Annotated in this window: 19 protein-coding genes and 3 pseudogenes; 12 read left to right on the top strand and 10 right to left on the bottom strand. The window is 62.3% G+C overall.

Translation table 11 applies throughout. The features are described from left to right. Positions 1-255: 255 nt before the first annotated feature. Positions 256-824, top strand: a pseudogene (locus tag EB235_RS21680) (GDP-mannose 4,6-dehydratase); the annotation flags it as partial. A gap of 70 nt (positions 825-894) precedes the next feature. Here EB235_RS21680 and EB235_RS21675 read toward each other — a convergent pair. Together EB235_RS21675 and EB235_RS21670 are read right to left on the bottom strand one after the other, a co-directional pair. Beyond that, positions 895-2,938: pseudogene (locus EB235_RS21675) on the bottom strand (SPFH domain-containing protein). Between the two features lie 304 nt (positions 2,939-3,242). Further along, entirely contained in the window at positions 3,243-4,148 is a 906-nt protein-coding gene (locus tag EB235_RS21670) for a LysR family transcriptional regulator (RefSeq protein WP_027029000.1), read from the bottom strand. Between the two features lie 115 nt (positions 4,149-4,263). On the opposite strand from EB235_RS21670, the gene EB235_RS21665 reads away from it, so the two are divergent. The 4 genes from EB235_RS21665 to EB235_RS21650 all read left to right on the top strand — a co-directional run bounded on the left by EB235_RS21665 (position 4,264) and on the right by EB235_RS21650 (position 8,142). Beyond that, complete coding sequence (locus tag EB235_RS21665; protein ID WP_027029001.1) at positions 4,264-5,598, top strand: amidohydrolase family protein; 1,335 nt, start codon at positions 4,264-4,266, stop codon at positions 5,596-5,598. A gap of 67 nt (positions 5,599-5,665) precedes the next feature. After that, the gene (locus EB235_RS21660; protein WP_027029002.1) at positions 5,666-6,859 is read left to right on the top strand and encodes an arabinose transporter; all 1,194 of its coding nucleotides are present in this window, start codon (positions 5,666-5,668) and stop codon (positions 6,857-6,859) included. A gap of 51 nt (positions 6,860-6,910) precedes the next feature. Beyond that, positions 6,911-7,681, top strand: a complete 771-nt coding sequence (locus EB235_RS21655; RefSeq protein WP_027029003.1) for an SDR family NAD(P)-dependent oxidoreductase — start codon at positions 6,911-6,913, stop codon at positions 7,679-7,681. A gap of 101 nt (positions 7,682-7,782) precedes the next feature. Next, a complete protein-coding gene (locus tag EB235_RS21650) occupies positions 7,783-8,142 on the top strand; it encodes a YybH family protein (RefSeq protein ID WP_027029004.1) in 360 nt (119 codons plus the stop codon). Positions 8,143-8,220: 78 nt separating this feature from the next. Here the strand turns inward: EB235_RS21650 and EB235_RS21645 are convergent, their stop codons facing one another. The 7 genes and pseudogenes from EB235_RS21645 to tpiA all read right to left on the bottom strand — a co-directional run bounded on the left by EB235_RS21645 (position 8,221) and on the right by tpiA (position 14,187). Further along, positions 8,221-8,523 (bottom strand): DUF982 domain-containing protein, encoded by a 303-nt coding sequence (locus EB235_RS21645; RefSeq protein WP_027029005.1) that lies wholly within the window; start codon positions 8,521-8,523, stop codon positions 8,221-8,223. Positions 8,524-8,660: 137 nt separating this feature from the next. Further along, positions 8,661-9,044 (bottom strand): annotated as a pseudogene (locus tag EB235_RS21640) (oligopeptide/dipeptide ABC transporter ATP-binding protein); the annotation flags it as partial. A 47-nt stretch (positions 9,045-9,091) separates the two neighbouring features. After that, positions 9,092-9,637, bottom strand: coding sequence for a DUF1697 domain-containing protein (locus tag EB235_RS21635; protein ID WP_027029007.1), 546 nt, complete (start codon positions 9,635-9,637; stop codon positions 9,092-9,094). 18 nt (positions 9,638-9,655) lie between these two features. Then, positions 9,656-11,293, bottom strand: a complete 1,638-nt coding sequence (locus tag EB235_RS21630) for a CTP synthase (RefSeq protein WP_080680716.1) — start codon at positions 11,291-11,293, stop codon at positions 9,656-9,658. Positions 11,294-11,432: 139 nt separating this feature from the next. After that, a complete protein-coding gene (locus tag EB235_RS21625; RefSeq protein ID WP_027029009.1) occupies positions 11,433-12,560 on the bottom strand; it encodes a L,D-transpeptidase in 1,128 nt (375 codons plus the stop codon). A 212-nt stretch (positions 12,561-12,772) separates the two neighbouring features. Then, complete coding sequence (gene secG / locus EB235_RS21620; protein WP_027029010.1) at positions 12,773-13,249, bottom strand: preprotein translocase subunit SecG; 477 nt, start codon at positions 13,247-13,249, stop codon at positions 12,773-12,775. A gap of 167 nt (positions 13,250-13,416) precedes the next feature. Then, positions 13,417-14,187, bottom strand: a complete 771-nt coding sequence (gene tpiA, locus EB235_RS21615; RefSeq protein ID WP_027029011.1) for a triose-phosphate isomerase — start codon at positions 14,185-14,187, stop codon at positions 13,417-13,419. A gap of 143 nt (positions 14,188-14,330) precedes the next feature. Here tpiA and EB235_RS21610 point away from each other — a divergent pair, with 143 nt between their 5' ends. From EB235_RS21610 to EB235_RS21590, 5 genes are read left to right on the top strand one after another with little or no spacing between them, the layout of a single operon-like run. Continuing rightward, the gene (locus EB235_RS21610) at positions 14,331-16,223 is read left to right on the top strand and encodes a SurA N-terminal domain-containing protein (RefSeq protein ID WP_027029012.1); all 1,893 of its coding nucleotides are present in this window, start codon (positions 14,331-14,333) and stop codon (positions 16,221-16,223) included. Continuing rightward, positions 16,220-17,230, top strand: coding sequence for an anthranilate phosphoribosyltransferase (gene trpD, locus EB235_RS21605; RefSeq protein ID WP_027029013.1), 1,011 nt, complete (start codon positions 16,220-16,222; stop codon positions 17,228-17,230). Before EB235_RS21610 ends, trpD begins: the two co-directional genes overlap by 4 nt. Before the next feature lie 3 nt (positions 17,231-17,233). Continuing rightward, on the top strand, positions 17,234-18,046 hold the full coding sequence (gene trpC, locus EB235_RS21600) for an indole-3-glycerol phosphate synthase TrpC (protein ID WP_027029014.1): 813 nt from the start codon (positions 17,234-17,236) through the stop codon (positions 18,044-18,046). Between the two features lie 2 nt (positions 18,047-18,048). Continuing rightward, entirely contained in the window at positions 18,049-18,546 is a 498-nt protein-coding gene (gene moaC / locus EB235_RS21595; RefSeq protein ID WP_027029015.1) for a cyclic pyranopterin monophosphate synthase MoaC, read from the top strand. Continuing rightward, positions 18,546-19,751 (top strand): molybdopterin molybdotransferase MoeA, encoded by a 1,206-nt coding sequence (locus tag EB235_RS21590; RefSeq protein ID WP_027029016.1) that lies wholly within the window; start codon positions 18,546-18,548, stop codon positions 19,749-19,751. Before moaC ends, EB235_RS21590 begins: the two co-directional genes overlap by 1 nt. A 47-nt stretch (positions 19,752-19,798) precedes the next feature. Here the strand turns inward: EB235_RS21590 and EB235_RS21585 are convergent, their stop codons facing one another. Further along, positions 19,799-20,629 carry an alpha/beta hydrolase gene (locus tag EB235_RS21585; RefSeq protein WP_027029017.1) on the bottom strand — a complete coding sequence of 277 codons (831 nt, stop codon included), beginning with the start codon at positions 20,627-20,629 and terminating at the stop codon, positions 19,799-19,801. 313 nt (positions 20,630-20,942) lie between these two features. Between EB235_RS21585 and EB235_RS21580 the strand changes: the two genes are divergently transcribed. Then, positions 20,943-22,568, top strand: coding sequence for an AMP-binding protein (locus EB235_RS21580; protein WP_027029018.1), 1,626 nt, complete (start codon positions 20,943-20,945; stop codon positions 22,566-22,568). Then, on the top strand, positions 22,565-23,401 hold the full coding sequence (kynA, locus tag EB235_RS21575) for a tryptophan 2,3-dioxygenase (protein WP_027029019.1): 837 nt from the start codon (positions 22,565-22,567) through the stop codon (positions 23,399-23,401). Before EB235_RS21580 ends, kynA begins: the two co-directional genes overlap by 4 nt. The last annotated feature ends 74 nt before the right edge of the window (positions 23,402-23,475 follow it).

Below are 23,475 nucleotides of genomic sequence, written 5' to 3'. Positions count from 1 at the left end.
CCGCAGGTCTAGGTTTCGCAAATTCTCTATATCAGTCAAAGCTTAAGGATTTTGCACGGTGTGCGGCGCGAAAACAATGGCGAGATCAATCAGATCGGCCTTTCTTTCACCGGCGAGAGTGGCTGAGGCACAAAGCTTCTCGGCATGAACGCCGAACACGCATCGATCCAACCTCAGATCTCGCCAATTTCCTTGCTCTGCTGCTTGCGCATCGACCAGTTTTAAGACAGGCCTTTTCTAAGGCTTAGTCGACTAATGTCTGGTCGATCCGCATCTCCAAAGGAACAGAAATTGGCCAGACTTTACGATAGCCGCAGGCGCATTCTCGTGGCCGGAGGCGCAGGGTTTATCGGCTCGCATCTCATTGACCGCTTGCTGGAAGCGGGCGACGAGGTCTTGTGTGTCGACAACCTATTCACGGGATCCAAGCGCAACATCGAACATCTGGCCGCGCATCCCGTCTCGACTTCATGCGACATGATATGACTTTCCGCTCTATGTCGAAGTCGATGAGATTTACAATCTTGCGTGTCCGGCGTCGCCTGTGCACTACCAGTACGATACGGTTCAGACGATCAAGACGGCGGTCCATGGCGCAATTAATATTCTGGGACTTGCCAAGCGGCTGAAATGCAAGGTCTTTCAGGCCTCCACAAGCGAAGTTTATTGGGGACGCGTCTGTTCATCCTCAGCCTGAGAGCTACCGGGGAAACGTGAATTCGATTGGCCCACGCTCATGCTACGATGAAGGGAAACGCTGCGCCGAAACGCTGTTCTTCGACTATCATCGACAACATGGCCTGGAGATCAAGGTCGCCCGCCTCGCCGCTCCAAGGCCGCAGCCCTCGTTTCGGCAGAGCGCAAAATGGGCCGGTACACCCGGCCCATTTCAAATCATTCCTCCTCAACGGGTTCCGGGATCACATCCGATAGGTTCTGCCGCCCAACCCGGTCGGCAACGAGCATCGAAAGCATCATCTCGACAAGACCATTGGCAGCCCCCTTCTCGCCACCGGTAGCGCCGATCTGGATCTGCGGCACGAGCGGTAACCTGCCATTCTCGATCGCCTCGGCGAAGCGCATGAGAACCTGCGAGTTGAGCTGATAGTCCGGGCCGCCGAAGGCCGCGACCTTCTTTTCGGTGGCCTCGGCCTCCGCCAGACCGACGGCGCGCCCTCTCGGCATCCGCAAAACCAGTCGCCTTGATGCGTTCGGCATCGGCAAGCGCGATGGCTTTGATCATGTCGGCCTCGCCCTGGCCGCCGAGGCGCACCTTCTCGGCCTCTGCCTTGGCCGTGACCTGAATGGTTTCCGCCTGTTGGCGGGTGCGGGCGAGTTGCGCCTTGCCCTCGTTCTCACTGATCTCGATGGTCAGTGCCGACGTCGTGATCTTGGCTTGCTGTTCGGCGAGAGCCTCCTTCTCACGCAACGTGCGTTCCTGGATGGCCGCCTTCTCTTGCAATTTATAGGTCTCGACCTTTTCGACCGCGATCTGGCGCTCGCGCAGCTGGATCAGGATCTGCTCTATACTGTTCTGGCCATTGCCAGCACGGGGCGTACCAATCAACACTTCCTGCAGCTCGAGGCTGTAGGAGTTGAATTTTTCGCGCATCTCCTCGCCCGATTTGCGCTGGATATCGCTACGCTCCTGCAAAAGCTGGATCAGCGTCTTTGTCTGGGCGATATTCTTGAAGTAGGCAGAGACCATCGGATCGAGCGTTTGTTCGACCAGCCGCTTGATGTCACCGAAACGCTGCACCACGAGCGGCGCCTTCATATAGTCGATATGCACGACGACGGAGAGCGGCAGCACCGGCTCGAACGCATCCTTGGTGATCAACGACACTTCAGACAGGTTCTCGTCCAGCCTATGTTCGCCAAACTGCTCCTTCGTCCATTTGAGCACGAAGTTGGTGGTCGGCACGGTGATGATCTTGCCGGCATAGGTATTGAACGCATACTTGCCTGGCAGCAGCGGCGTCGACCAGACACCACGCGCGCCGATTTCGACCAGCTCGCCGTGACGGTATGCCTGCCCCGAAATATCCGTGCCGTGGCGGCCATTATAGGAGACGACGACACCCACGGTGCCAACGTCAATGATCGTCTTCTCGACCAGTTCGACGGTCGCGAAAATGCGATTGAGGAAGTAGCTGCCGTCGGCCAGCACCTGCAGCTGCCGGCCACGGTAGCCACCGGCATTGAGAAACTTCTCCGGGTCCTGAAAATTGTTGTGGAAGTTGGGGTCGTTCGGGTCGTTGGCGACAGTCGGTGCGATGATTTCGCCGTCCGGCAAGGCCGGACCGTCATGGATGGTGACGATACCGATCATGTCCTCGGCATTATGGATGACGACCGGCTCAAAGCCGCCCCGCTCCGAGATCATGCTGGACATATTGGCAAAAAGGTTTTGTTCCGACGCGCTCAGATTAACGGCATAGATCGACTGGGCGGTCAGCACGATGAATTGTGCGAGATTGATGGCATAGGTGCCCTCACGCAAGATCTTGCGTTGGGGTCCTTTCTGTCCGCCTTTTTCGAGAAAGCCGCGCACATCCTGGAAATCATCGGCCTCGGTGTTGCAAGCAAGTGTTTGCGTCGGAGGCAGCGGCTTGCCATCACGGGCAAAAACATAGCCGATCTGGCCCTGCGGGATGGTGACAAGGTTGGCGCGATGCATCGAATATTGGAACGGCATGAAGAAATGCAGGCCGCCGCGCACGACTTCCGGCTGGTAGCCTGCCTCTCGGTTGAGCGCGATGAAGCCATTGCTGACGGAGCCGCGAAAACTCCATAGTTTTTCCAGGATGCCGAGCCTGTCGTTGGGGATGTAGCGGACCACGCCGCTCCGCCAGAACAAGATTGCCAGCACGATGAGCGGCACGGCTATCTCGATCGCCGGCCATTTCATCGGCTCGAGATATTGTAGGGCGTCCATTTCTTCTCTCCTATGGGCGCGCGGGTTCGTTCACCCGACGGCGACCCGGTTGGTGTTGATTGATCAGGCGGGGGATTGCGCAGCGACGCGCTCGACGCACTCAAGCGCGTGTCGAACGTTTGGGCTGCTCATCGTATGGGAAAATGACCGCGCGTCCCGAGTCCCCAGTGAGGGGTGGCGTGGCCGTGAGCGATGTCACATCGGTTTTGCCTTGATAGACATAACGCAAGATGACGTAGGGATCGCGCCAACAGGTTTAAAGATATTCCGCGCGGAAATAGTATAAATATTTCCAACGCTTTGGTCAAAGCTCCCGACACACCTCGACGCAGAAATCGACGAAGGCGCGCACCTTGGCGGGCGGATGCTTGCGCGACGGGTGAAAGGCAAACAGCGGGAAGAGCTCGCCATGCCAGTCCGGAAAGAGATCGATCAGCACCCCATCCGCCAACAATTCCCCAACGCCCCAGCTGATGACCTGGGTGACACCCGTTCCGGCGATGCATTCCTCCAGCATCGATTTTGGGTCGGTGAAGGTCAGCGGTCCGCTGGTCGCAACCTCGATCGTTTCCTTGCCGCGCACGAATGCCCAGTCGAATGGCGTGCCGCTGTGCGGGTCCAGGAATTGCAGGCATCGATGCGCTGAGAGATCCGTGGGGTCGCGGGGCCGTCCATGGCGCTCGATGTAGCGCGGGGAAGCGACCGTCAGGATCGGCGCCTCGATCAACTTTCGCGCCACCAGGGTCGAGAAGCGCGGCTGCCCAAAACGAATTGCAAGGTCGATGCCATCCGACACTAGATCCCCGAACTGCTCTTTCGACACGAACTCGATCTTCAGCTCGGGATAGCGATCGCAGAAGGCGCCGAGCCGGCCTGCCAGAACCAGCGGCAGGAAGAAGGGGTCGATGTCCACCTTCAGACGGCCGCGCACAGCTGATGCCGTACCGGAGGCGACAACCGCCGCATCCTCGATCGCGTTCAGATGAGGTTTGACTTCCTCGTAGAAACGCCGGCCCTCGTCGGTCAGCGACAGGGAGCGCGTGGTGCGATCGAACAGCCTCACCCCCAGACGCGCCTCAAGCCGTCCAATGGCCCGGCTGACGCCTGAATCGGTAACTCCGATCAGCGCGGCGGCTTTGACGAAAGTGCCGCCTTCGACCACCGCCGCCAGCACGCTTACCCCGGACAAGATCCTGCCGTCGAACGCCATTAGTCATTCCTGATTTTCAGTCAGGAAGTATCGGACATATCAGCACTTAATTCAAGTTCGTCCAGGAGCGATAAGGCTGGCCATGCAACAGCACGCATCTGGAAAGGAACAGACCATGAGCACCCAGAAGAATCCCCGCACGCTATTCAAGGGCGGTACCGTCATAACAATGGATGCCGCCGTCCCCAATCTCGCGGCCGGCGACGTTCTTGTCGAGAATGACCGCATCGTCTCGGTCGGCGCAAACATCCAGGCGGATGGAGCGGAGGTCATCGACGCCTCTTCGAGCATCGTGATGCCAGGGCTGGTCGATGCGCATCATCACATGTGGCTCGGCGTGATGCGGCGTCTGATGCCTGACGTCGACGATCTCTTCGCTTATATCGGCGTCGTCGCCGAAACGCTCGGTGCGCATTACCGCCCGCACGACATGTATGTCAGCACCAGCCTGACGGCCGCGGCCTCGCTCGATGCCGGCATAACCACGATCATCGACGCTTGCCACAGTTCGCGCAGCCCCGAGCACACCGATGCGGCGCTCGACGCACTGAAGGGGTCCGGCATCCGCGCCCTGCACATGGTCGGCGCCGCCATGGACAAGAAGGCATCCAGCGCGCATCTGCCTGGCGATCTCGAACGCCTCGCCCGCAACTGGAATGCAGGCGGCCTCGTGCAGGTCGGACTGTTTGGCCAGTTCAATCTCGACTGGTGGAAGGTCGCGCGCGACCTCGACATGCGGATACTGACCGAGTTTATCGGCGATCTGGCGAAACTGCCTGAGGACATCACCGAAAAAGGCTTGTTGGGTCGGCACAACATCTTCAATCATTGCACACGCCTGCCCGAGGACACCTGGAAGCGCTTTGCCGAAGCCGGGGTCAACGTGACCGTCAATCCGCGTTCCGACGCGCTGTTCGGCTTCGATGACGACCGCTTCGCCTATCAGCAGGCCATCGACCATGGTCTGGCGCCGGCGCTTGGCATCGACCTCGACACGGCCTTCGGCAGCGACCTGTTCGGCGAAATGCACGCACTGTTCGGGCAGCAGCGTTCAGCGATGCGCTATCGTCGCTTCCGGGGCGAAACCAACGTGCCCGGACCGATCTCCGTCGAAGCGGTACTGCAAGCCGCCACCATCAATGGCGCCCTTGCCGCCGGCCTTGAAGCCGCCATCGGCACGCTGACGCCGGGCAAGCAGGCCGACATCATCATGGTGCGCACCGACGGTGTCGCCGTGTTCCCGCTCTCCAACGCCATCGGCACCATCGTCCAGGCGGTCGAACGCTCCGACGTCGACACCGTCATGGTCGCCGGCAATATCCGCAAACGTGCCGGCAAGCTGGTCGACGTCGATCTCGCCAGGCTGGCATCCGAGGCAACCGCGTCACGCGACTACCTGCTCGAAACCAGCGGTTATCGCACCAGCCTCTTCGGTGCCGTCGCGCAATAATCCGCCTCATCCGGCGGGTCGCCCACAAGCGGCGGCCTGCCGTCCCCAACCATCCATGGAGGCTGTCATGTCAGCACTCGCTGCGGTTAACCGGTCGAATGCCGCGCCGGCTCATCTTTCCCGTCCCGCGCCCGGCATCATCGCGGCGCTGTTCTGCGGCTATCTCTGCGTCGGCCTGCCGCTGCCGGTGCTGCCGCTGTTTGTCCATGACAAACTCGGTTTCAGCAGCCTGATCGTCGGGCTGGTCATCGGCATCCAGTTCCTGGCTACGGTGCTGACGCGCGGCTATGCCGGGCGTGTCACGGACCAGCAAGGCGGCAAGCGCGCGGCAATTCAGGGTGCGATCGTCTGTGCATGTGCCGGGCTCCTCTATTTCGTCTCGGCGCTGCCTGGCCTGTCCCCCGCAACCAGCCTTGCCATTGTGGTTGTCGGCCGCCTGACGGCCGGGTTTGGCGAGAGCCAGTTCGTCACGGGCTGCGTCTCGTGGTCGATCGCCTCGGTCGGCCCGCAGCGCGCTGGCATGTCGATGTCCTGGACCGGTATTGCGATGTTCTCGGCCCTCGCCGTCGGCGCGCCGGTCGGCATGGCACTCTATCAGGCCTACGGCCTGGACGCCGCCATGGTGGCCTGCATCGTGGCACCGCTCATCGCCGCCGCTATCGCCTTTGGCTCGACGTCTTACATGACACCCGGCGGCCAGCGGCTGCCCTTCTACCGCGTTGTCGGCCAGATCTGGCGCGAAGGCCTTGGCCTGATGCTGCAAGGTGTCGGCCTTTCCGGCCTCACCGCCTTTGCCTCGCTGTATTTCGCCGCGCATGGCTGGGGCCATGCTGGCCTGGTGATGACCGCCTTCGGCATCGGTTTCATTCTCATGCGGGTCTTGTTTGGACATCTGCCCGACAGGATCGGCGGCTATCGCGTCGCCCTGTGGTCGATGGTCATAGAGGCGATCGGACAGGTGATGATCTGGAGTGCCCCGCATGAGAGCGTCGCGCTGGCCGGCGCCCTGGTCACCGGGCTGGGCTGCGCGCTGATCTTTCCTGCCCTTGGTGTCGAAGCCTTGAAGCGTGTCCTGCCGGCGAACAGGGGCAGTGCCATGGGTGCCTTTGTCGCTTTCCTCGATATCGCCTATGGGCTCGCAGGACCTGTCGCGGGCTTCGTAGCCGGCCAGTTCGGGTATGCCGCCGTCTACCTGCTTGGTGCGGCCAGCGCGTTGCTTGGCGTGGCGTTGGTCTCCACAGCAGGCAGCCACGAAGATTGATTGTCGACCTATCGCCGCGCGCCGACGCGGCCAGTTTCAAGGAGAATTGCAATGTCGCGTATCTTCATTTCCGGCTCGTCCGCCGGCCTTGGCCTGATGGCGGGCGAACTGCTCATAAGCCAGGGCCACCAGGTCGTCCTTCATGCCCGCAACGCAGCCCGTGCCAGTGACGCCCGTCAGGGGTTGCCCCAAGCCGAAGCGATCGTGGAAGGCGACCTCGAGACAGTTGCCGGAGCCAGGCAACTTGCCGCGCGCGTCAATGAACTCGGCCGCTTCGATGCGGTCATTCACAATGCCGCCGTTGGCTATCGCGAAGCCCATCGCCTGACGGCCGACGGCTTGCCACACGTCTTCGCCATCAACACATTGTCGGCCTATATCCTGACCGCTTTGATCATGCGTCCGAAGCGTCTCGTCTACCTCAGTTCAGGCATGCACCATCACGCCGATGCCAATCTCGACGACATCCTCTGGCGCAAGCGCCGCTGGAATGGTTCGACCGCCTATGCCGAAAGCAAGCTGCACGACGCGATGCTGGCATTCGCGGTGGCCCGTCGCTGGCATGACGTGTTGTCGAACGCGCTCGAACCCGGCTGGGTGCCGACAAAAATGGGTGGCCCCGGGGCGCCCGACGACATGAAGCAGGCGCACGTTACGCAGGCCTGGCTGGCGGCCAGCGACCAGCCGCATGCCAAAACGACCGGCCGCTATTTTTATCACCTACGTCCGCTGGCCGCCAACCGTCAGGCCGACGACAAGGCGCTTCAGGATCGTCTGCTTGAAATCTGCGCCGAGCTTTCCGGCATTTCGCTGCCTGCGTGAATGAGCGTCCCGCCCGCTGATCCAGAACATTCCGTGAGCTGTCCCGAATACAAAAGAGCATTCTGCGGTAGGATCTGGTCGAAGCAGAAGCGAAGGCCGGCATGAGCGATTCAACCGCAAGAAAACCTGTCTTCGATCCGCAGCAACTGGAGCCGCTGCTGATTTCGCTGCAGCATGCTGGCGATGTCGATGGCATGACCGCTTTGTTCGAACCTGATGCGGTGATCGACTGTGGCGGCGGACGTTTTCTACGCGGCCGCGACGCCATTCGCGGCTACTATGCCGAGATCGTCGCGTCAGGCCGGAAGTTTGCCATGGGAGAACAGCGGCCAGCGCTCATTTGCGGCGACCTGGCGCTCACCTCCACCCGTCTTCCCGATGGCGACATAACCAGCGAAGTTGCCCGACGGCAAAGCGATGGCTCGTGGCTTTGGGTTATCGACCGCTATTCCGTCGCTTGAGCAGACAGATAAAACCGCTTGCGCCGTTGCGGACGCAGCCCGTAACGTTCAGCAATAACGTCCAGCAAACCGGCCCGGCTACCGCCGCAGCGCGTATACGGCCGCCATGGTATCGCCGGCGACAGGCAGCGCCATATCATCGTCCAGAAGCCGCGTGATCCGGGCAAAGCCCGTGAACGCTTTCCTGGCTTCTTCGGCCGACATCTGACCCGACAAGGCCGCCGAGCAGCAGTTCAGCGCACATTGAAACACGGGGCCACGTCGTCCCGTCGGCCATTTACGCAAGAAAACCATCGCCTCGGCGACACTATCCACTTCTTCTACAGGATGCCCCTGCCCGCGCGAGATCCGCACGGGCGAAAAGAAATGCAGGTAGTCCATTGTTTCCTCCCGGTCGATCGCGATGCGCTCGATCGAACCTCATGGAACGCGCTGTCCGGCGGTTGGTTCCATGCGGAAAACAGAATCTTCGGAAATCTTTTGGTCGACTGCGATCATCGATGCGGCGGTGGCGTCGGCTATACCGTCGGGAAGTGGCAGGCCACTTGGCGGCCTGGTCGATATTCCCTCAGCTCCGGCCGTTCCGAGCGGCAACGCTCGACCGCAATCGGGCACCTTGGGTGAAAACGGCAGCCGGATGGAGGGTTGAGTGGGCTCGGCACGTCGCGTGTGGGGATGATGCGCTTGCGCGTACCGCTGGGCGTCGTCTCGACGACGGGAACGGCCGAGATCAGCGCCTGGCTGTAAGGATGGGCCGGGGCCGCGAACACCTCTTCCGCCGGCCCTTCCTCGACGATCGAGCCGAGATACATGACCGCGATGCGGGTCGACACCTGACGCACCACGGACAGGTCGTGAGCGATGAAGATGTAGGTGAGGTTCAGCTTTTCCTGCAAATCGGCAAAATGAGGCAGTAGGCAGTAGGGGCTAGGGAATTCAGACTGCTTCCCTACTCCCTACTCCCCACCATGTCAGCCAGCTTGCGCACCGTGTTCCAGTTGCGCGCGGTGCCGATGCCGAGACGCTTGTGGTTCATCGCCGCGAGCAGCCGTGAACTCGGCCTCTCGCGCGAAAAGACGACCCAGATGTCGCCGTCGACTGAAAACACCTTTTCGTCTTCAGCGGCATAGGCCTGGAGCCCAGCGACAGCATCGGCGAGCGCAGGATCGCGCATCACCCGCACCGCCACCTGATCGCCTGCTGCGGCTGAGTCAGTTGGGAATGGATTGCCGGCGGCAAGCCTCAGCCAATCTTCGGCGCCGCGCACGACGATGACGACATGGCGGCCGAAGGTCTTTTCGAAGGCTGTTTCCAGCCGCTGTTCCAGCTTGCCGACGTCGGTCGCTCGCGCTTCGAAGACCAGATTGCCGGTTGCGACCAGCGTGCGCGGGTTTTTCAGTCCGAGGCTCTCAGCCATCGCCCTGAGATCGGCCATGACCAGCCTGCGCCCTTCGCCAAGGATGATGCTGTAGAGCAGCGCGACATAGGTCTGCATGGTAGCAGCGTGGCCGGCTTACACCAGCCGCGACTGTTCCACCGCCGCCTCGATGAAGCTGGCAAACAGCGGATGCGGATCGAGCGGCCGGCTCTTCAACTCGGGATGATACTGGACGCCGATGAACCAAGGGTGGTCGGGATATTCGATCGTTTCCGGCAGCACGCCGTCAGGCGACATGCCGGCAAACACCAGGCCGCAATCCTCGAGCCGCTCCTTGTAGTCGATATTGACCTCGTAGCGGTGGCGATGGCGTTCGGAAATCTGGGTGTCGCCGTAGATGTCGGCAATCTTGGAGCCCTTGGCGAGCTCGGCCTGATAGGCACCGAGCCGCATCGTGCCGCCGAGATCGCCGGTCTCGCGGCGCTTCTCCAGCATGTTGCCTTTCAGCCATTCCGTCATCAGCCCGACGACCGGTTCCTGGGTTGGGCCGAACTCGGTCGAAGACGCATGCTCGACACCGGCCAGCGAGCGCGCTGCCTCGATGCAAGCCATCTGCATGCCGAAGCAGATGCCGAAATACGGCACCTTGCGCTCACGCGCGAACTTTGCCGCCAGGATCTTGCCTTCCGAACCACGCTCGCCAAAGCCGCCGGGAACCAGGATGCCATGCACCTTTTCCAGCCATGGCGTTGGATCTTCCTTTTCGAAGATTTCTGATTCGATCCAGTCGAGCTTGACCTTGACATGGTTGGCGAGCCCGCCATGCGAAAGCGCCTCGATCAGCGATTTATAGGCGTCCTTGAGGCCGGTGTATTTGCCGACGATGGCAATGGTCACCTCGCCTTCGGGATTGTGGATGCGGTTGGACACCGCTTGCCAGGGCTCCATGCGCGGCTTCGGCGCCGGATCGATGCCGAAGGCAGCCAGCACTTCCGAATCGAGCCCTTCCTTGTGGTAGGCCATCGGCACGTCATAGATGTGCGGCACGTCGAGCGCCTGGATGACGGCGCTTTCCCGGACATTGCAGAACAGCGACAGTTTGCGCCGCTCTTCCTTGGGGATGGCACGGTCGGCGCGCACCAACAGGATATCGGGCGCGATGCCGATGCCGCGCAATTCCTTGACCGAATGCTGGGTCGGCTTGGTCTTCAGCTCGCCCGCTGTCGGGATGTAGGGCATCAAGGTCAGATGCACGTAGACGGCATTGTTGCGCGGCAGATCATTGCCAAGCTGGCGGATAGCCTCGAGGAACGGCATCGCCTCGATGTCGCCAACCGTGCCGCCGATCTCGCAGAGCACGAAATCATAGTCGTCATTGCCGTTGAGGACGAAATTCTTGATCTCGTCGGTGACATGCGGAATGACCTGCACGGTCGCGCCGAGATAGTCGCCGCGCCGCTCGCGCTCGATGATGTTCTTGTAGATGCGGCCGGTGGTGATGTTGTCCTGTTGATTGGCCGAGCGGCCGGTGAAGCGCTCGTAATGGCCCAGATCGAGGTCGGTCTCAGCGCCGTCATCGGTGACGAACACCTCGCCGTGCTGGTACGGCGACATCGTGCCGGGGTCGACATTCAGGTAGGGGTCGAGCTTTTTGATGCGTGCGCGATAGCCTCGCGCCTGCAGGAGAGCCCCAAGGGCCGCTGCGGCAATGCCTTTTCCAAGTGAGGAAACCACGCCGCCTGTGATGAATACATATCGCGCCATGGGAGTCATCGCTTAACGCGGCCGGATTGATTCCGCCAGAGAAAAAACCACCGCGAAGGCTTTTTCCCAAGAAGGCGCTATGCCCCTGAGGGCAAGTCAAAACAAAAGGGCCGGCTGAGCCGGCCCTTTCGGCAGGATGATTGAAACGTCAGATGATGACGACTTTGGTGCCGACCCTGACGCGGCTGTAGAGATCCATGACGTGCTCGTTCATCATGCGGAAGCAGCCATTGGAGGCGCTGGTTCCGATCGACTGCGGCGCGATGGTGCCGTGAATACGCAAATGCGTGTCCTTCTTGCCGTCATAGAGGTAGATGGCGCGGGCGCCGAGCGGGTTCTGGCCGCCGCCGGGCATGCCGTCCTTGAACCGGCCATAGTGACTGGGCTCGCGCTTTTGCATGTCGAGCGTCGGGATCCAGCGCGGCCATTCCTGCTTGTCGCCGACCGCGACCGTGCCCTTGAACTGCAGGCCTTCGCGGCCGACCGCGATGGCATAGCGGCGGGCCGTCGTCGACGATTCGACGAGATAGAGGCGGCGGGCGCTGGTGTCGATGACGATGGTGCCGGCATCGTAGCCGGTGAACTCCACGTCCTGCGGCACGAATTCCGGCTTCACCTTGAACGGCTTCCTGGCGTCCTTCTTGGCAAGAGCCTGGTCGAGGGCACGCGTCTCAGGGAGATATGAAATCGAGGAAGATGAGGACGTGCCGCCGAACAGGCCAGCGAACAGGCCGCCGCTTGGCTGATTCTGGCCGACGACCTCGCTGCGCAGCTCGCCATTGTTGCCGGTCAAGGCGACATTCATCGCCTCGGCCGGGATCGGCTCGGCCGACTGGATTGGCGTAATCGGTTCAACCGGCTCGATGACCTTGATGGTCTTCTTGGCCGGCTTGGCGTCGGCCACTTCGGTTGCCTGTGCTTTCTGGCCCTTGCTGGCCAGGAACGCCTGCCGGTCCGCTTCGGCCTTGGCCTTGGCAGCTTCACGCATCGCCAGCTTCCTGGCTTCAAGCGCCTTGGCCTTGGCGTCTTCCTTGTCGGCAACGATCTTTGCTTCGATCTTCTTGATCTGGGCGAGATCGTCCGGTGTCGGGTTTTTCTTCCTCTTGAGAAGCTTCAACTGCGTCGCATCGCTCTTGACTGCGACGTTGATGGCGTCGGTTTTTTCTAACGAAACCGACTGTTGCGCGGCCATGTTTGCCGGCATTCCGGCGAAGGCCGGGGAATTCAGGCCGAAAGCGGCGCAAAGTCCCAGGAAAATGAAGCTGCGAAGCTGCATGGCGAAGATCCGATCGTTCAATGCTTGTTGCCCACGGCGTCGCCCGGCATCCCCCAAGGACACCGAAAATGCCGCGTGCAATCTATAGTCGAATAAGGGCGGGTGCCTCAAGCGCGAGACCGCGCTGTTACCCGTCGAATCTTCGTGATCGAGCAGCATTTGCCGCGACTGTGTTCAAACGATCACAGATCGCGGCTTTGGAAATGGGGAGGTTACTTGTTCGGAACCTGGGGGGCCGCCGGCGCGGTGTTGGTCGTGCCGTTGCTTGCCGGCGGGGTCGTACCGGTGGCGGGCGCGGTGGCCGGAGCTGTTGCCGGAGGCTTCGCCGCTGCATCGTTGCCTGACGGCGGCGTCGGCGTGGTGGTGCCGGCCGGTGCCGGGGTGGTGGTGCCGGGCAATTGGTTGAGCACGCCCTTGCCGGCGCCGTCCGACGTCGCGGGAACGCGGTCGAGAATGTCGATCGGCTTCTCGCCATAGCGGGCGATGACCGACAAGGTGAGCGACGTCACGAAGAAGGCGGCCGCCAGGATCGCCGTCGCCCGGGTCAGTGCGTTGGCTGCGCCACGCGCCGTCATGAAGCCCGATCCGCCACCAATGCCAAGGCCGCCGCCTTCGGAGCGTTGCAGCAGCACCACGCCGACAAGGGCGAGCACGACCATGAGATGGATGACGATCAGTACGGTTTGCATAGTTTATCCTGGCAAGGCCTTGCCCGGCCGCGGACACGACCGGTGAATTGGAGGCGGCTCAATACAATGCTTTCACGGCATTTCCAAGCCCGTGGCCGGAATATGGGAAGCAACGCACTCTTTGCAACGAATTTGGACGGGATGAGACCCGTCCAGCATCGCGGATCTCAGCCTGCAATGCTGCGATAGGCTTCCGCGATACCCAGGAAATCAGCCGCTTTCAGGCTGGCGCCGCCGACCAGCGCGCCATCCACATTCCTGACGCCCAGCAGTTCCACTGCGTTGGACGGCTTGACCGAGCCGCCATAGAGAATGCGCATCTTGGCAGCGATGGCGCCGAGTTTTTCCGACAGCTGTTCGCGGATATGCGCATGCGCCTCGGCCACATCGGCTGCCGTCGGCGTCAACCCGGTGCCGATCGCCCATACCGGCTCATAGGCAATGACGGTGTTGGATGGCGTGGCACTTGGCGGCACCGAGCCGGCGACCTGGCGCGACAGCACGTCCAGCGTCGCGCCCGCTTCGCGCTGCTGCTGCGTCTCGCCGATGCAAACGATTGCCACCAGCCCGGCGCGCCATGCGGCGGTGGCCTTGGCCTGGACGGTCGCGTCGTCGTCGCCGCGTTGTTCTCGGCATTCGGAATGGCCGACAATGACATGGCTCGCGCCAGCGTCCTTCAACATCTCCGCCGATATGCAGCCAGTGTAGGCGCCGCTTTCCTTGGTGTGGCAGTCCTCGCCGCCGGCATGGACCGGCGTACGCGACAGAATCTCGGCGGCATGGGAAAGCAGCGTCGCCGGAACGCAGACCAGGGATTCGGTCTCGGCATCGAGCCCGCTCATGAACCCGTTGCCGATCATCCTGAGCTCATTGAGCGAGGCACTGGTGCCGTTCATTTTCCAGTTGCCGGCGACAAGCGGGCGAATTCCTGGCGTCATGGTCTGCTTCTCCGGGCAATATCAGGCTCTGGCCCTCACTACCAAAATCAGGCCACAAAGCAATCGACAGTGGGCCGGAAGGGCGCTATTGCGCTTGTTTCAGACTCGGCGCATGCGAAAATGCGCATAAATCGGAAGTAACCATGCTTGGTATATTGAGAAGCGCGGCGGGTACCTGGGTCGCGAAGACATTGCTTTCGCTGCTGGTGGTCAGTTTCGCCGCCTGGGGCATCTCCGGGAAGTTGATGGGCGGCTTTGCCGGCCACGATTCGGTGATATCAGCGGGTGGCACCAAAGTATCGATCAACGAATATCGCCTTGCCTATGATCGCCAGCTCGCCGTCATGTCGCAGCAGTTCGGTCAGCGCCTCACTCACGAACAGGCAAAGGCACTTGGCATCGACAACACGGTGCTGGCGCAGCTCGTTTCCGGAGCCGTTCTCGACGAGCAGGCGCGTAAGCTGGGCCTCGGCCTGTCCAAAGACCGGCTGGCCGAGCTGACGCGTGAGGATCCGGCGTTCAAGGGCCCAAGCGGCCAGTTCGACAGGAAAACATTCGAATACATGCTGCGCCAGGTCGGCATGCGGCCCGAGGACTACCTGAAGAACCGAGCCCAGGTGGCGGTGCGCCAGCAGATCGTCGAGGCGGTCTCCGACGGCCTCAAGACGCCGGACACATTCTTCAAGGCGGTGGCGCTTTATCGTGGCGAGGACCGCACCATCGACTATCTGGCATTGCCAAAGACGCTCGTCCAGCCGATCGAGGCACCGAGCGACAGCGTGCTGTCCGCTTATTTCGAGGCCAACAAGAAAACCTACGCCGCACCCGAATACCGCAAATTCTCCTATGTCCGCCTCGAGCCGGCGGACATCGCGGATACGACCGCGGTTACCGACCAACAGGTCAGCGACGACTTCAACAAGAACAAGGCGCGCTACACGACGCCCGAAATGCGCACCATCGAGCAACTTGTTTTCAAGACGCCGGATGCGGCCAAGGCCGCGCTCGATTCGCTCAAGGCCGGCGCTACTTTCGAAAAGCTGGTGACCGCCGAGGGCAAGACCCCGGCCGACACGCTGCTTGGCACACTCGCCAGGGACAAGATCGCCGACAAGGCGGTCGCCGATGCCGCCTTCGCGCTCAACGCCAACGAAGTCAGCCAGGTCGTTCAGGGCTCCTTCGGCCCGGTGCTGCTGCGCGTCACCGAGATCAAACCCGAGGTGGTGAAGCCGCTCGCCGAAGTGTCCGACCAGATCAAGAAGGACCTGGCGCTGGGCGAGGCAAGCCGCATCCTTTTGGATGTGCACGACAGCTACGAAGACACCCGTGCCTCAGGCAGTTCACTGGCAGACGCGGCCACCAAGCTGAAGCTGAAGGACGTCACCATCGACGCCATCGATCGCAATGGCCTCCGGCCGGACGGCTCCATCGTCAAGGACCTGCCGGAATCGCCGGATTTGATCAAGGCCGTGTTTGACGCCGAACCCAACACCGAAAACGAAGCGCTGACCACGGCCGACAATGGTTTCGTCTTCTACGAAGTTGGTTCGATCACGGCGGCTCGCGACCGGACACTGGATGAAGTCCGTCAGAAAGTCGTCGCCGACTGGACGGCGGCAGAGACAACCAAGCGGCTCGCCGCCAAGGCGGGCGAACTCGAAAAGCGGCTCAAGGCGGGCGCAACGCTCGACGTCATCGCCGGCGAGCTCAAGCTGGACAAACAGACCAAGCGCGGCCTGAAGCGCGAGGCCGACGATGCCGATTTCGGCAAGGAGGGCGCTGCCGTGATGTTCGGCGTCGGCGAAGGCGGCACCGGCTTGATCCCCTCGCCCACCGGCGACGGACAGATCCTGTTCAAGGTCGCTGAAGTGTTCGAACCGGCCGGAGCCGATGCCAGCTCGGTGCCGGAGGATGCGCAGAAATCCTTCACCTCCGGCATGTCGGACGATCTGCTCGACCAATTGGTGGCGCAGTTGCAGACGCAGTATGACGTCCGCATCGACCAGGCCGCCGTTGCCCAAGCCTCGACACGATGAGCGCGCTGAAAACCCATATCGCCAAGGTCGCGGGCGGCAGCGCACTTTCCTTTGAGGAAGCGCGCGAGGCCTTCGACATCATCATGTCGGGCGACGCAACCCCCGGGCAGATCGGCGGCTTCCTGATGGCGCTGCGCGTGCGCGGTGAAACGGTGAGCGAGATTTCGGGCGCTGTCGCCACGATGCGGGCCAAGATGCTTCGCGTCGAGGCGCCCGCCGGCGCGATCGATATCGTCGGCACCGGCGGCGACAATTCCCACAGCGTCAACATTTCGACGGGGTCGGCCTTCGTCATTGCCGGCAGCGGCGTGCCAGTCGCCAAGCACGGCAATCGCGGCCTGTCCTCGCTGACCGGCGCTGCCGACGTGCTGATCGCGCTCGGCGTCAAGATCGACATCTCGCCCGAGTTCATCGGCCGCTGCATCCACGAGGCGGGCGTCGGCTTCATGTTCGCGCCCGCGCACCATCCGGCGATGAAACATGTCGGCCCGACCCGCGTCGAGCTCGGCACACGCACCATCTTCAACCTGCTCGGGCCGCTCTCCAATCCGGCTGGCGTCGTTAGGCAGATGGTCGGCGTGTTCCTGCCGGAATGGATCATGCCGGTGGCCGAGACGCTGAAAGCGCTGGGCACCGAGCATGCCTGGGTAGCCCATGGCGATGGCTATGACGAGATCACCACCACTGGCGAGACCCATGTCGCCGAACTGGTTGGCGGCGAGATCCGCAGCTTCATACTGACCCCGGAAGAGGTTGGATTGAAGCGCCATACCAAGGACGAGTTGCGCGGCGGCGACGCCGCCTACAATGCCAAGGCATTGCGCGATATGCTGGGCGGCGCTGCCGGCGCCTATCGCGACACCGTGCTGATGAATGCCGGCGCGGGGCTGGTTATCGCGGGCAAGGCAACGACGCTTGGCGACGGCATCGCACTCGCCGTGCAAGCCATCGACAGCGGCCGTGCACTGCAGGTGCTCGACCATCTGGTCGAAATTTCGAACGGGTGAACCGTGTCTGACATTCTGCGCAAGATCGAGGCCTACAAGCGCGACGAGATCGCTGCCGCCAAGGCACGCATACCGATGGCCGAGATCAAGGCGCGGGCCAAGGACGCCGATGCACCACGCGGCTTTCTCGCGGCACTTGAGGCGAAACGCAGGTCGGGCAACTTCGCCCTGATCGCCGAAATCAAGAAGGCTAGCCCCTCCAAGGGGTTGATCCGGGCCGACTTCGATCCGCCGGCATTGGCGCAGGCCTATGAGGCAGGCGGCGCCGCCTGTCTTTCGGTGTTGACCGATGCGCCGTCCTTCCAGGGTGCGCCGGAATTCCTCACCAAGGCACGGGCAGCCGTCGCCCTGCCCGCGCTGCGCAAGGATTTCCTGTTTGATCCCTACCAGGTCTATGAGGCTCGCGCCTGGGGCGCTGATGCCATCCTGATCATCATGGCCAGCGTCGATGACGCCCTGGCGAGCGAATTGGAGACGACCGCATTCGAACTCGGCATGGATGCGCTGATCGAGGTGCATGACGAGGCCGAGACGCTGCGCGCGGTAAAACTCTCGTCGCAGCTGATCGGCATTAACAACCGTAATCTGAGGACGTTCGAAACCAGCCTTAAAACCTCGGAGCGGCTGGCGCCGATGGTGCCGGGCGGCCGCCTGCTGGTCAGCGAGAGCGGTATTTTCACGCATGACGACTGCCTCAGAATGCAGAAGACCGGCATCGGCACCTTCCTCGTCGGCGAGAGCCTGATGCGGCAAGAGGACGTCACCGCGGCGACGCGCCTGCTTTTGACGGGCAAGGCCGTGGCTGAGGCTGTCTGAGGATGTCGCCCGCCCTCACCCATCTCGGCGCGCAGGGCGAGGCCAACATGGTCGATGTTGGCGACAAGGAAGAAACGACGCGAACCGCGATCGCCGAGGGTTTCGTTTCGATGCAGCCCGAGACGCTGAAGACCATTCTTGCCGGCAACGCCAAGAAGGGCGATGTGCTCGGCACCGCGCGCATCGCCGGCATCATGGCGGCGAAGAAGGCGCATGAGCTGATCCCGCTCTGCCATCCGCTGCTCCTGACCAAGGTTTCCGTCGACATCGAGCCTGATCATTCGCTGCCGGGGCTGAAGGTCACCGCGTTGGCGCGCGTAACCGGCAAGACCGGCGTCGAGATGGAAGCGCTGACCGCAGCGTCGGTCGCCTGCCTGACCATTTACGACATGGCCAAGGCGGTGGACCGCGCCATGGTCATCTCCGGCATCCGGCTGGTCGAAAAGACCGGCGGCAAGTCGGGTGACTACAAGGCCACTGAACATGGGGCAGGTACCTGATGGCGCTGGTTCCCGTCGCGGAGGCGCTCGAACGCCTGCTTGATGGTGCCGCACCCTTGGCCGGCGAAAGCGTTTCTCTCTTCGAGGCGGTCGATCGCGTGTTGGCGGAGCATGTCGTGGCGCTGCGCACCCAGCCGCCCTTCAATGCCTCGGCCATGGATGGTTATGCCACCCGCGCAGCCGATGTCGCTTCGGTACCGTCGAGACTCTCGGTGATCGGCATGGCGCCGGCCGGGCGTGGCTTTGACGGCACGGTCGGCGAGCGCCAGGCGGTGCGCATCTTCACCGGCGCGCCGCTGCCTGAAGGCGCCGACACCATCGTCATCCAGGAGAATGTCCGGGATCTCGGCGGCGGCAATATCGAAGTGATCGAGCCCACCGCCGAGTGGCGCAACATCCGCCGCATCGGCCTCGACTTTTCCAAGGGCGACGTCCTGTTGGAACAAGGCCGCTTGCTCGACCCGGCGGCGCTTTCGCTAGCCGCATCGGCAAACCATCCCACGGTAAATGTGGTCAGACGGCCGCTGGTCGCCATCATTGCCACCGGCGACGAGCTGTTGCCGCCGGGCAGCGAACTTGGGCCGGACCAGATCATCTCGTCCAACGCTTACGGCGTCGCCGCTGCCGCACAATCGGTCGGAGCTCGTGCACTCGATCTCGGCATTGCCGCCGATCGCAAGGAGGCAATTGCAGCGCTGGTGCAAAAAGCCGTCGCGGCCGGTGCGGATGTCATCGTCACTCTTGGCGGCGCCTCGGTCGGCGATCACGACTTGATCCATGACGTGCTGACTGGCGAAGGCATGACGCTCGGCTTCTGGAAGATCGCCATGCGCCCCGGCAAGCCGCTGATGTTCGGCCGTCTCGGCGCTATCAGGTGCATCGGCCTGCCCGGTAACCCGGTGGCCAGCCTGGTCTGCTCGCAATTGTTCCTGAAGCCGCTTCTGGCCAGGCTCGGCGGCCGCAATCATCGCCAGGACATTCGTCCGGCACGGTTGGGCGCCGCAATGGCGGCCAATGATCTGCGCCAGGATTATGTGCGGGCGGTGGTCAGGGAAGACGATGGCGGGCTGGTGGCGACGCCGTTCAGCATCCAGGATTCCTCGATGCTGCGGATGCTGGCCGACGCCAACGGGCTGATCGTGCGGGCACCGTTTGCCCCTGCATCCGCGACCGGAGACCCTTGCAAGGTCCTGATGTTGCGCTAAAGTAGCGCAATACAACCAACTGATAGAATTACGGAAAATGATCTCTTCTATTCCGAGATCAAGGTCCGCGTCATCGCATGTGCCGGATCGGCAAGCCCGTCCACAATGTCATAATGATGCCGGTCGGGTTCGACGATCGCACTGGTGGTGGCGCCAAGGCCGGTCCAAATGTTGGCCAGCAACGCATTCTGGCGCAGGAACTCCGAGCGCTCACCGCCTCCGGCCCAACAGGTGATGCGGGCACCCGTCAGGGGCCGCAGCAGCGCCGGGCTTTCCGTAAGGGCTTCGGCCTCATCGATTGCCAGCGCCGCGTTATGCCCGATGAACATAAGTGGACGCAGGTCATGCAGGCCTGAAATCGAGACGACGTGGCGTATGCGCCTTGCCACATCGGCCGCCAGAGGCGTGGTCGTGGTGACCATCCGACTGGCTAGATGTCCGCCAGCTGAATGTCCTGTCAGCATCAGCGGTCCCCCGACCATCGCCGCCGCCATGTCGATCGCCGTGCCGATTTCGCGGACAATGCCGGCGATGCGTATGTCCGGGCACAGCGTGTAGGACGGCATCGCCACTGCAAAGCCGTTGCCGACCGCGCCCTTGGCGAGGTGCGACCAGTCGCTCTTGTCGGACTCCAGCCAATAACCGCCATGGATAAACACGACGAGCCCCTTGGGCGCGGCCTCGGGCAGGAAAAGATCGAACCGATTGCGCGGCCGGTCGCCATAGGCGATGTCGATGCGCGCCCGGCCCTGCGCCGACAATGCGTCACGGAAGGCTTGCGCCGGCTCCGCCCAGGCGGCCGGCCAACGGTTGCTGCCGGCGATATTCGCACCATTGGCGTAGGCATTGTTCCAATCGGCAATGCGATGTCCAGGCATCGGCACCCTCCCCAAAGCGCATCCGTTTCAGCGCCGGCAATGGCCGTCACCATGCCATGCATCAACGCCCTAGGCAAAAACATTTTAGGCTTGAAACAAATTTCGACTGGTGCGATCCTGCCTGACGAACAGCCGACAATGGGAGGTCAGCTGTGCTGTCCAAAACCTGCGGATGGTCACCTTTTGCTGGTGGCGTCTTCGAACAGGCGTAACCGACTGCACGAAGCCTCTCGCGAAAGATGGGAACTTCAGATTCACCGCCTCGGACAGATGCTTCGCGCACTGGCCAGGCAGCAGATGGGATGGCGGCGACATGCTTGGGCCTTCAGCGCATATCGACACGTTCACGCGCGATAATCTGCCGCCGCCGGATCAATGGCCTGATATCCTGCTCGGCGGCTTCGACTATCCCGAACGCCTCAACGCGGGTGTCGAATTGACGGACAGGCTGGTCGAAAAGGGTCTCGGCGATCACACCGCGCTGATCGGCAATGGCCGCCGCCGCACCTACAAGGAATTGTCCGACTGGACGAACAGGCTGGCCCATGCGCTGGTCGAGAATTACGGCGTCAAGCCGGGCAACCGGGTGCTGATCCGCTCCGCCAACAACCCCGCAATGGTCGCCTGCTGGCTGGCCGCCACCAAGGTCGGCGCCGTCGTCGTCAACACCATGCCGATGCTTCGCGCCGGCGAACTCACCAAGATCGTCGACAAGGCGGAGATCACCATTGCGCTTTGCGACACCAGGCTGATGGACGAGATGACCGCCTGTGCCAAGGACAGCGCGTTTCTCAAGCAGGTCATCGGCTTCGACGGCACCGCCAACCATGATGCCGAACTCGATCGCGCCGCCCTCGACAAACCGGTCACCTTCACCGCCGTCAACACCGGCCGCGACGATGTCGCACTGCTCGGCTTCACCTCAGGCACGACAGGCGTGCCGAAGGCGACGATGCATTTCCACCGCGATCTCCTGATCATCGCCGACGCCTATGCCCGCGAGATCCTGCAGGTGACGCCGGACGACATCTTTGTCGGCTCACCGCCGCTCGCCTTCACCTTCGGCCTTGGCGGACTCGCCATCTTTCCCCTGCGCTTCGGTGCCGCGGCGACGTTGCTGGAGCAGGCGACGCCGCCCAACATGATCCACATCATCGAGACCTACAAAGCGACCATCTCCTTCACCGCGCCGACCGCCTACCGTGCCATGCTGAAGGCCATGGATGAAGGTGCCGACCTGTCATCGCTGCGCGTTGCCGTTTCGGCGGGCGAAACATTGCCTGGTCCTGTCTTTGAAGAGTGGACTGAGAAGACCGGCAAGCCGATCCTCGACGGCATCGGCGCCACCGAAATGCTGCACATCTTCATCTCCAACCGCTTTGACGACATGAAGCCTGCTTCCACGGGCAAGCCGGTCGGCGGCTACGAGGCGCGCATCGTCGACGATGCGATGCGCGAGGTGCCGCGTGGCGAGACAGGACGGCTGGCGGTGCGCGGCCCGACCGGCTGCCGCTACATGGCCGACGACAGGCAGAAGGAGTATGTGCGCGACGGTTGGAACCTCACCGGCGACACGTTTACCCAGGACGAAGACGGTTTCTTCCATTTCGCCGCACGGTCCGACGACATGATTGTCAGCGCCGGCTACAATATCGCCGGGCCCGAGGTCGAGGCAGCGCTGCTGTCGCACCCGGATGTCGCCGAATGCGCGGTCATCGGCGCCAGCGATGCCGAGCGCGGCGAGATCGTCGAGGCGCATGTCGTGCTGGTGCAAGGTGTTCCGCCCGACGCGCTGACCATCAAGCGCCTGCAGGACCACGTCAAGGCAACGATCGCGCCCTACAAATATCCGCGCTCGGTGAAATTCATCACCGCCCTGCCCAAGACCCAGACCGGCAAGATCCAGCGCTTCCGGCTGCGCACGGAGAAAATCAATTGAGCGAGCCCTACGATCCGGCCTCCGAAGGCGCGCAGATGTCGTTCAAGGAACGCATGTCCTACAGCGACTATCTGCACCTGGAAAAAGTGCTGGAGGCACAGACGCCGCTGTCGTCGGCGCATGACGAGATGCTGTTCATCATCCAGCACCAGACGTCCGAACTCTGGATGAAGCTCGCGCTGCACGAGATCGGCGCCGCGATCCGCTCCATCCGCGCCGACCGCCTCGAGCCGAGCTTCAAGATGCTGTCGCGCGTCGCGCGCATTTTCGAGCAGCTGAACAACGCCTGGGACGTGCTGCGCACCATGACGCCAAGCGAATACACCGAATTCCGCGACGCGCTCGGCCAATCCTCGGGCTTCCAGTCCTGGCAGTATCGCGCCATCGAATTCATGGCCGGCAACCGCAACCTCGCCATGCTCGGCCCGCACAAGCACCGGCCGGACCTTAACGGTAAGCTGGAAGCGATCCTTGCCGAGCCGTCACTCTACGACGAAGCCTTGCTGCTATTGGCGCGCAACGGATTCGATATCGGCGCCGACGCAAGGCGAACGGACTGGCGCGAAACCCGGACCGAGAATGAAGAGGTCCTGGTCGCCTGGCAGACCGTCTACCGCGATCCGCAGCGCTACTGGATGTTTTATGAGCTGGCCGAGAAGCTGGTCGATTTCGAGGACTATTTCCGTCGCTGGCGCTTCAACCACGTCACCACGGTCGAACGCATCATCGGCCTGAAGCGCGGCACGGGCGGCACATCAGGCGCGTCGTACCTCAAGAAAATGCTCGAGGTCGTGCTTTTTCCGGAACTGTGGACGGTCCGCACCCGGCTCTGACATCATCGATTGAGACCATTCGCACTGGGCCGACGTCTTCGTGGCAGGAGCCCGTCGCGAACAACCGAGGACTG

Origin of the sequence: Mesorhizobium loti R88b (assembly GCF_013170845.1) — a bacterium.
GTDB lineage: Bacteria > Pseudomonadota > Alphaproteobacteria > Rhizobiales > Rhizobiaceae > Mesorhizobium > Mesorhizobium loti_B.
This window is presented reverse-complemented; position numbering and strand designations above follow the sequence as displayed.

Bases quoted from the DNA above. Each gene is read 5' to 3' on its own strand.
- EB235_RS21635 (WP_027029007.1), bottom strand. From the start codon at position 9,637: ATGCAGACCTATGTCGCGCTGCTCTACAGCATCATCCTTGGCGAAGGG.
- EB235_RS21580 (WP_027029018.1), top strand. From the start codon at position 20,943: ATGCTTGGGCCTTCAGCGCATATCGACACGTTCACGCGCGATAATCTG.
- EB235_RS21660 (WP_027029002.1), top strand. From the start codon at position 5,666: ATGTCAGCACTCGCTGCGGTTAACCGGTCGAATGCCGCGCCGGCTCAT.
- secG (WP_027029010.1), bottom strand. From the start codon at position 13,249: ATGCAAACCGTACTGATCGTCATCCATCTCATGGTCGTGCTCGCCCTT.
- EB235_RS21665 (WP_027029001.1), top strand. From the start codon at position 4,264: ATGAGCACCCAGAAGAATCCCCGCACGCTATTCAAGGGCGGTACCGTC.
- EB235_RS21610 (WP_027029012.1), top strand. From the start codon at position 14,331: ATGCTTGGTATATTGAGAAGCGCGGCGGGTACCTGGGTCGCGAAGACA.
- EB235_RS21650 (WP_027029004.1), top strand. From the start codon at position 7,783: ATGAGCGATTCAACCGCAAGAAAACCTGTCTTCGATCCGCAGCAACTG.
- trpD (WP_027029013.1), top strand. From the start codon at position 16,220: ATGAGCGCGCTGAAAACCCATATCGCCAAGGTCGCGGGCGGCAGCGCA.
- EB235_RS21585 (WP_027029017.1), bottom strand. From the start codon at position 20,629: ATGCCTGGACATCGCATTGCCGATTGGAACAATGCCTACGCCAATGGT.
- EB235_RS21670 (WP_027029000.1), bottom strand. From the start codon at position 4,148: ATGGCGTTCGACGGCAGGATCTTGTCCGGGGTAAGCGTGCTGGCGGCG.
- EB235_RS21590 (WP_027029016.1), top strand. From the start codon at position 18,546: ATGGCGCTGGTTCCCGTCGCGGAGGCGCTCGAACGCCTGCTTGATGGT.
- EB235_RS21645 (WP_027029005.1), bottom strand. From the start codon at position 8,523: ATGGACTACCTGCATTTCTTTTCGCCCGTGCGGATCTCGCGCGGGCAG.
- tpiA (WP_027029011.1), bottom strand. From the start codon at position 14,187: ATGACGCCAGGAATTCGCCCGCTTGTCGCCGGCAACTGGAAAATGAAC.
- EB235_RS21625 (WP_027029009.1), bottom strand. From the start codon at position 12,560: ATGCAGCTTCGCAGCTTCATTTTCCTGGGACTTTGCGCCGCTTTCGGC.
- EB235_RS21630 (WP_080680716.1), bottom strand. From the start codon at position 11,293: ATGACTCCCATGGCGCGATATGTATTCATCACAGGCGGCGTGGTTTCC.
- EB235_RS21655 (WP_027029003.1), top strand. From the start codon at position 6,911: ATGTCGCGTATCTTCATTTCCGGCTCGTCCGCCGGCCTTGGCCTGATG.
- moaC (WP_027029015.1), top strand. From the start codon at position 18,049: ATGTCGCCCGCCCTCACCCATCTCGGCGCGCAGGGCGAGGCCAACATG.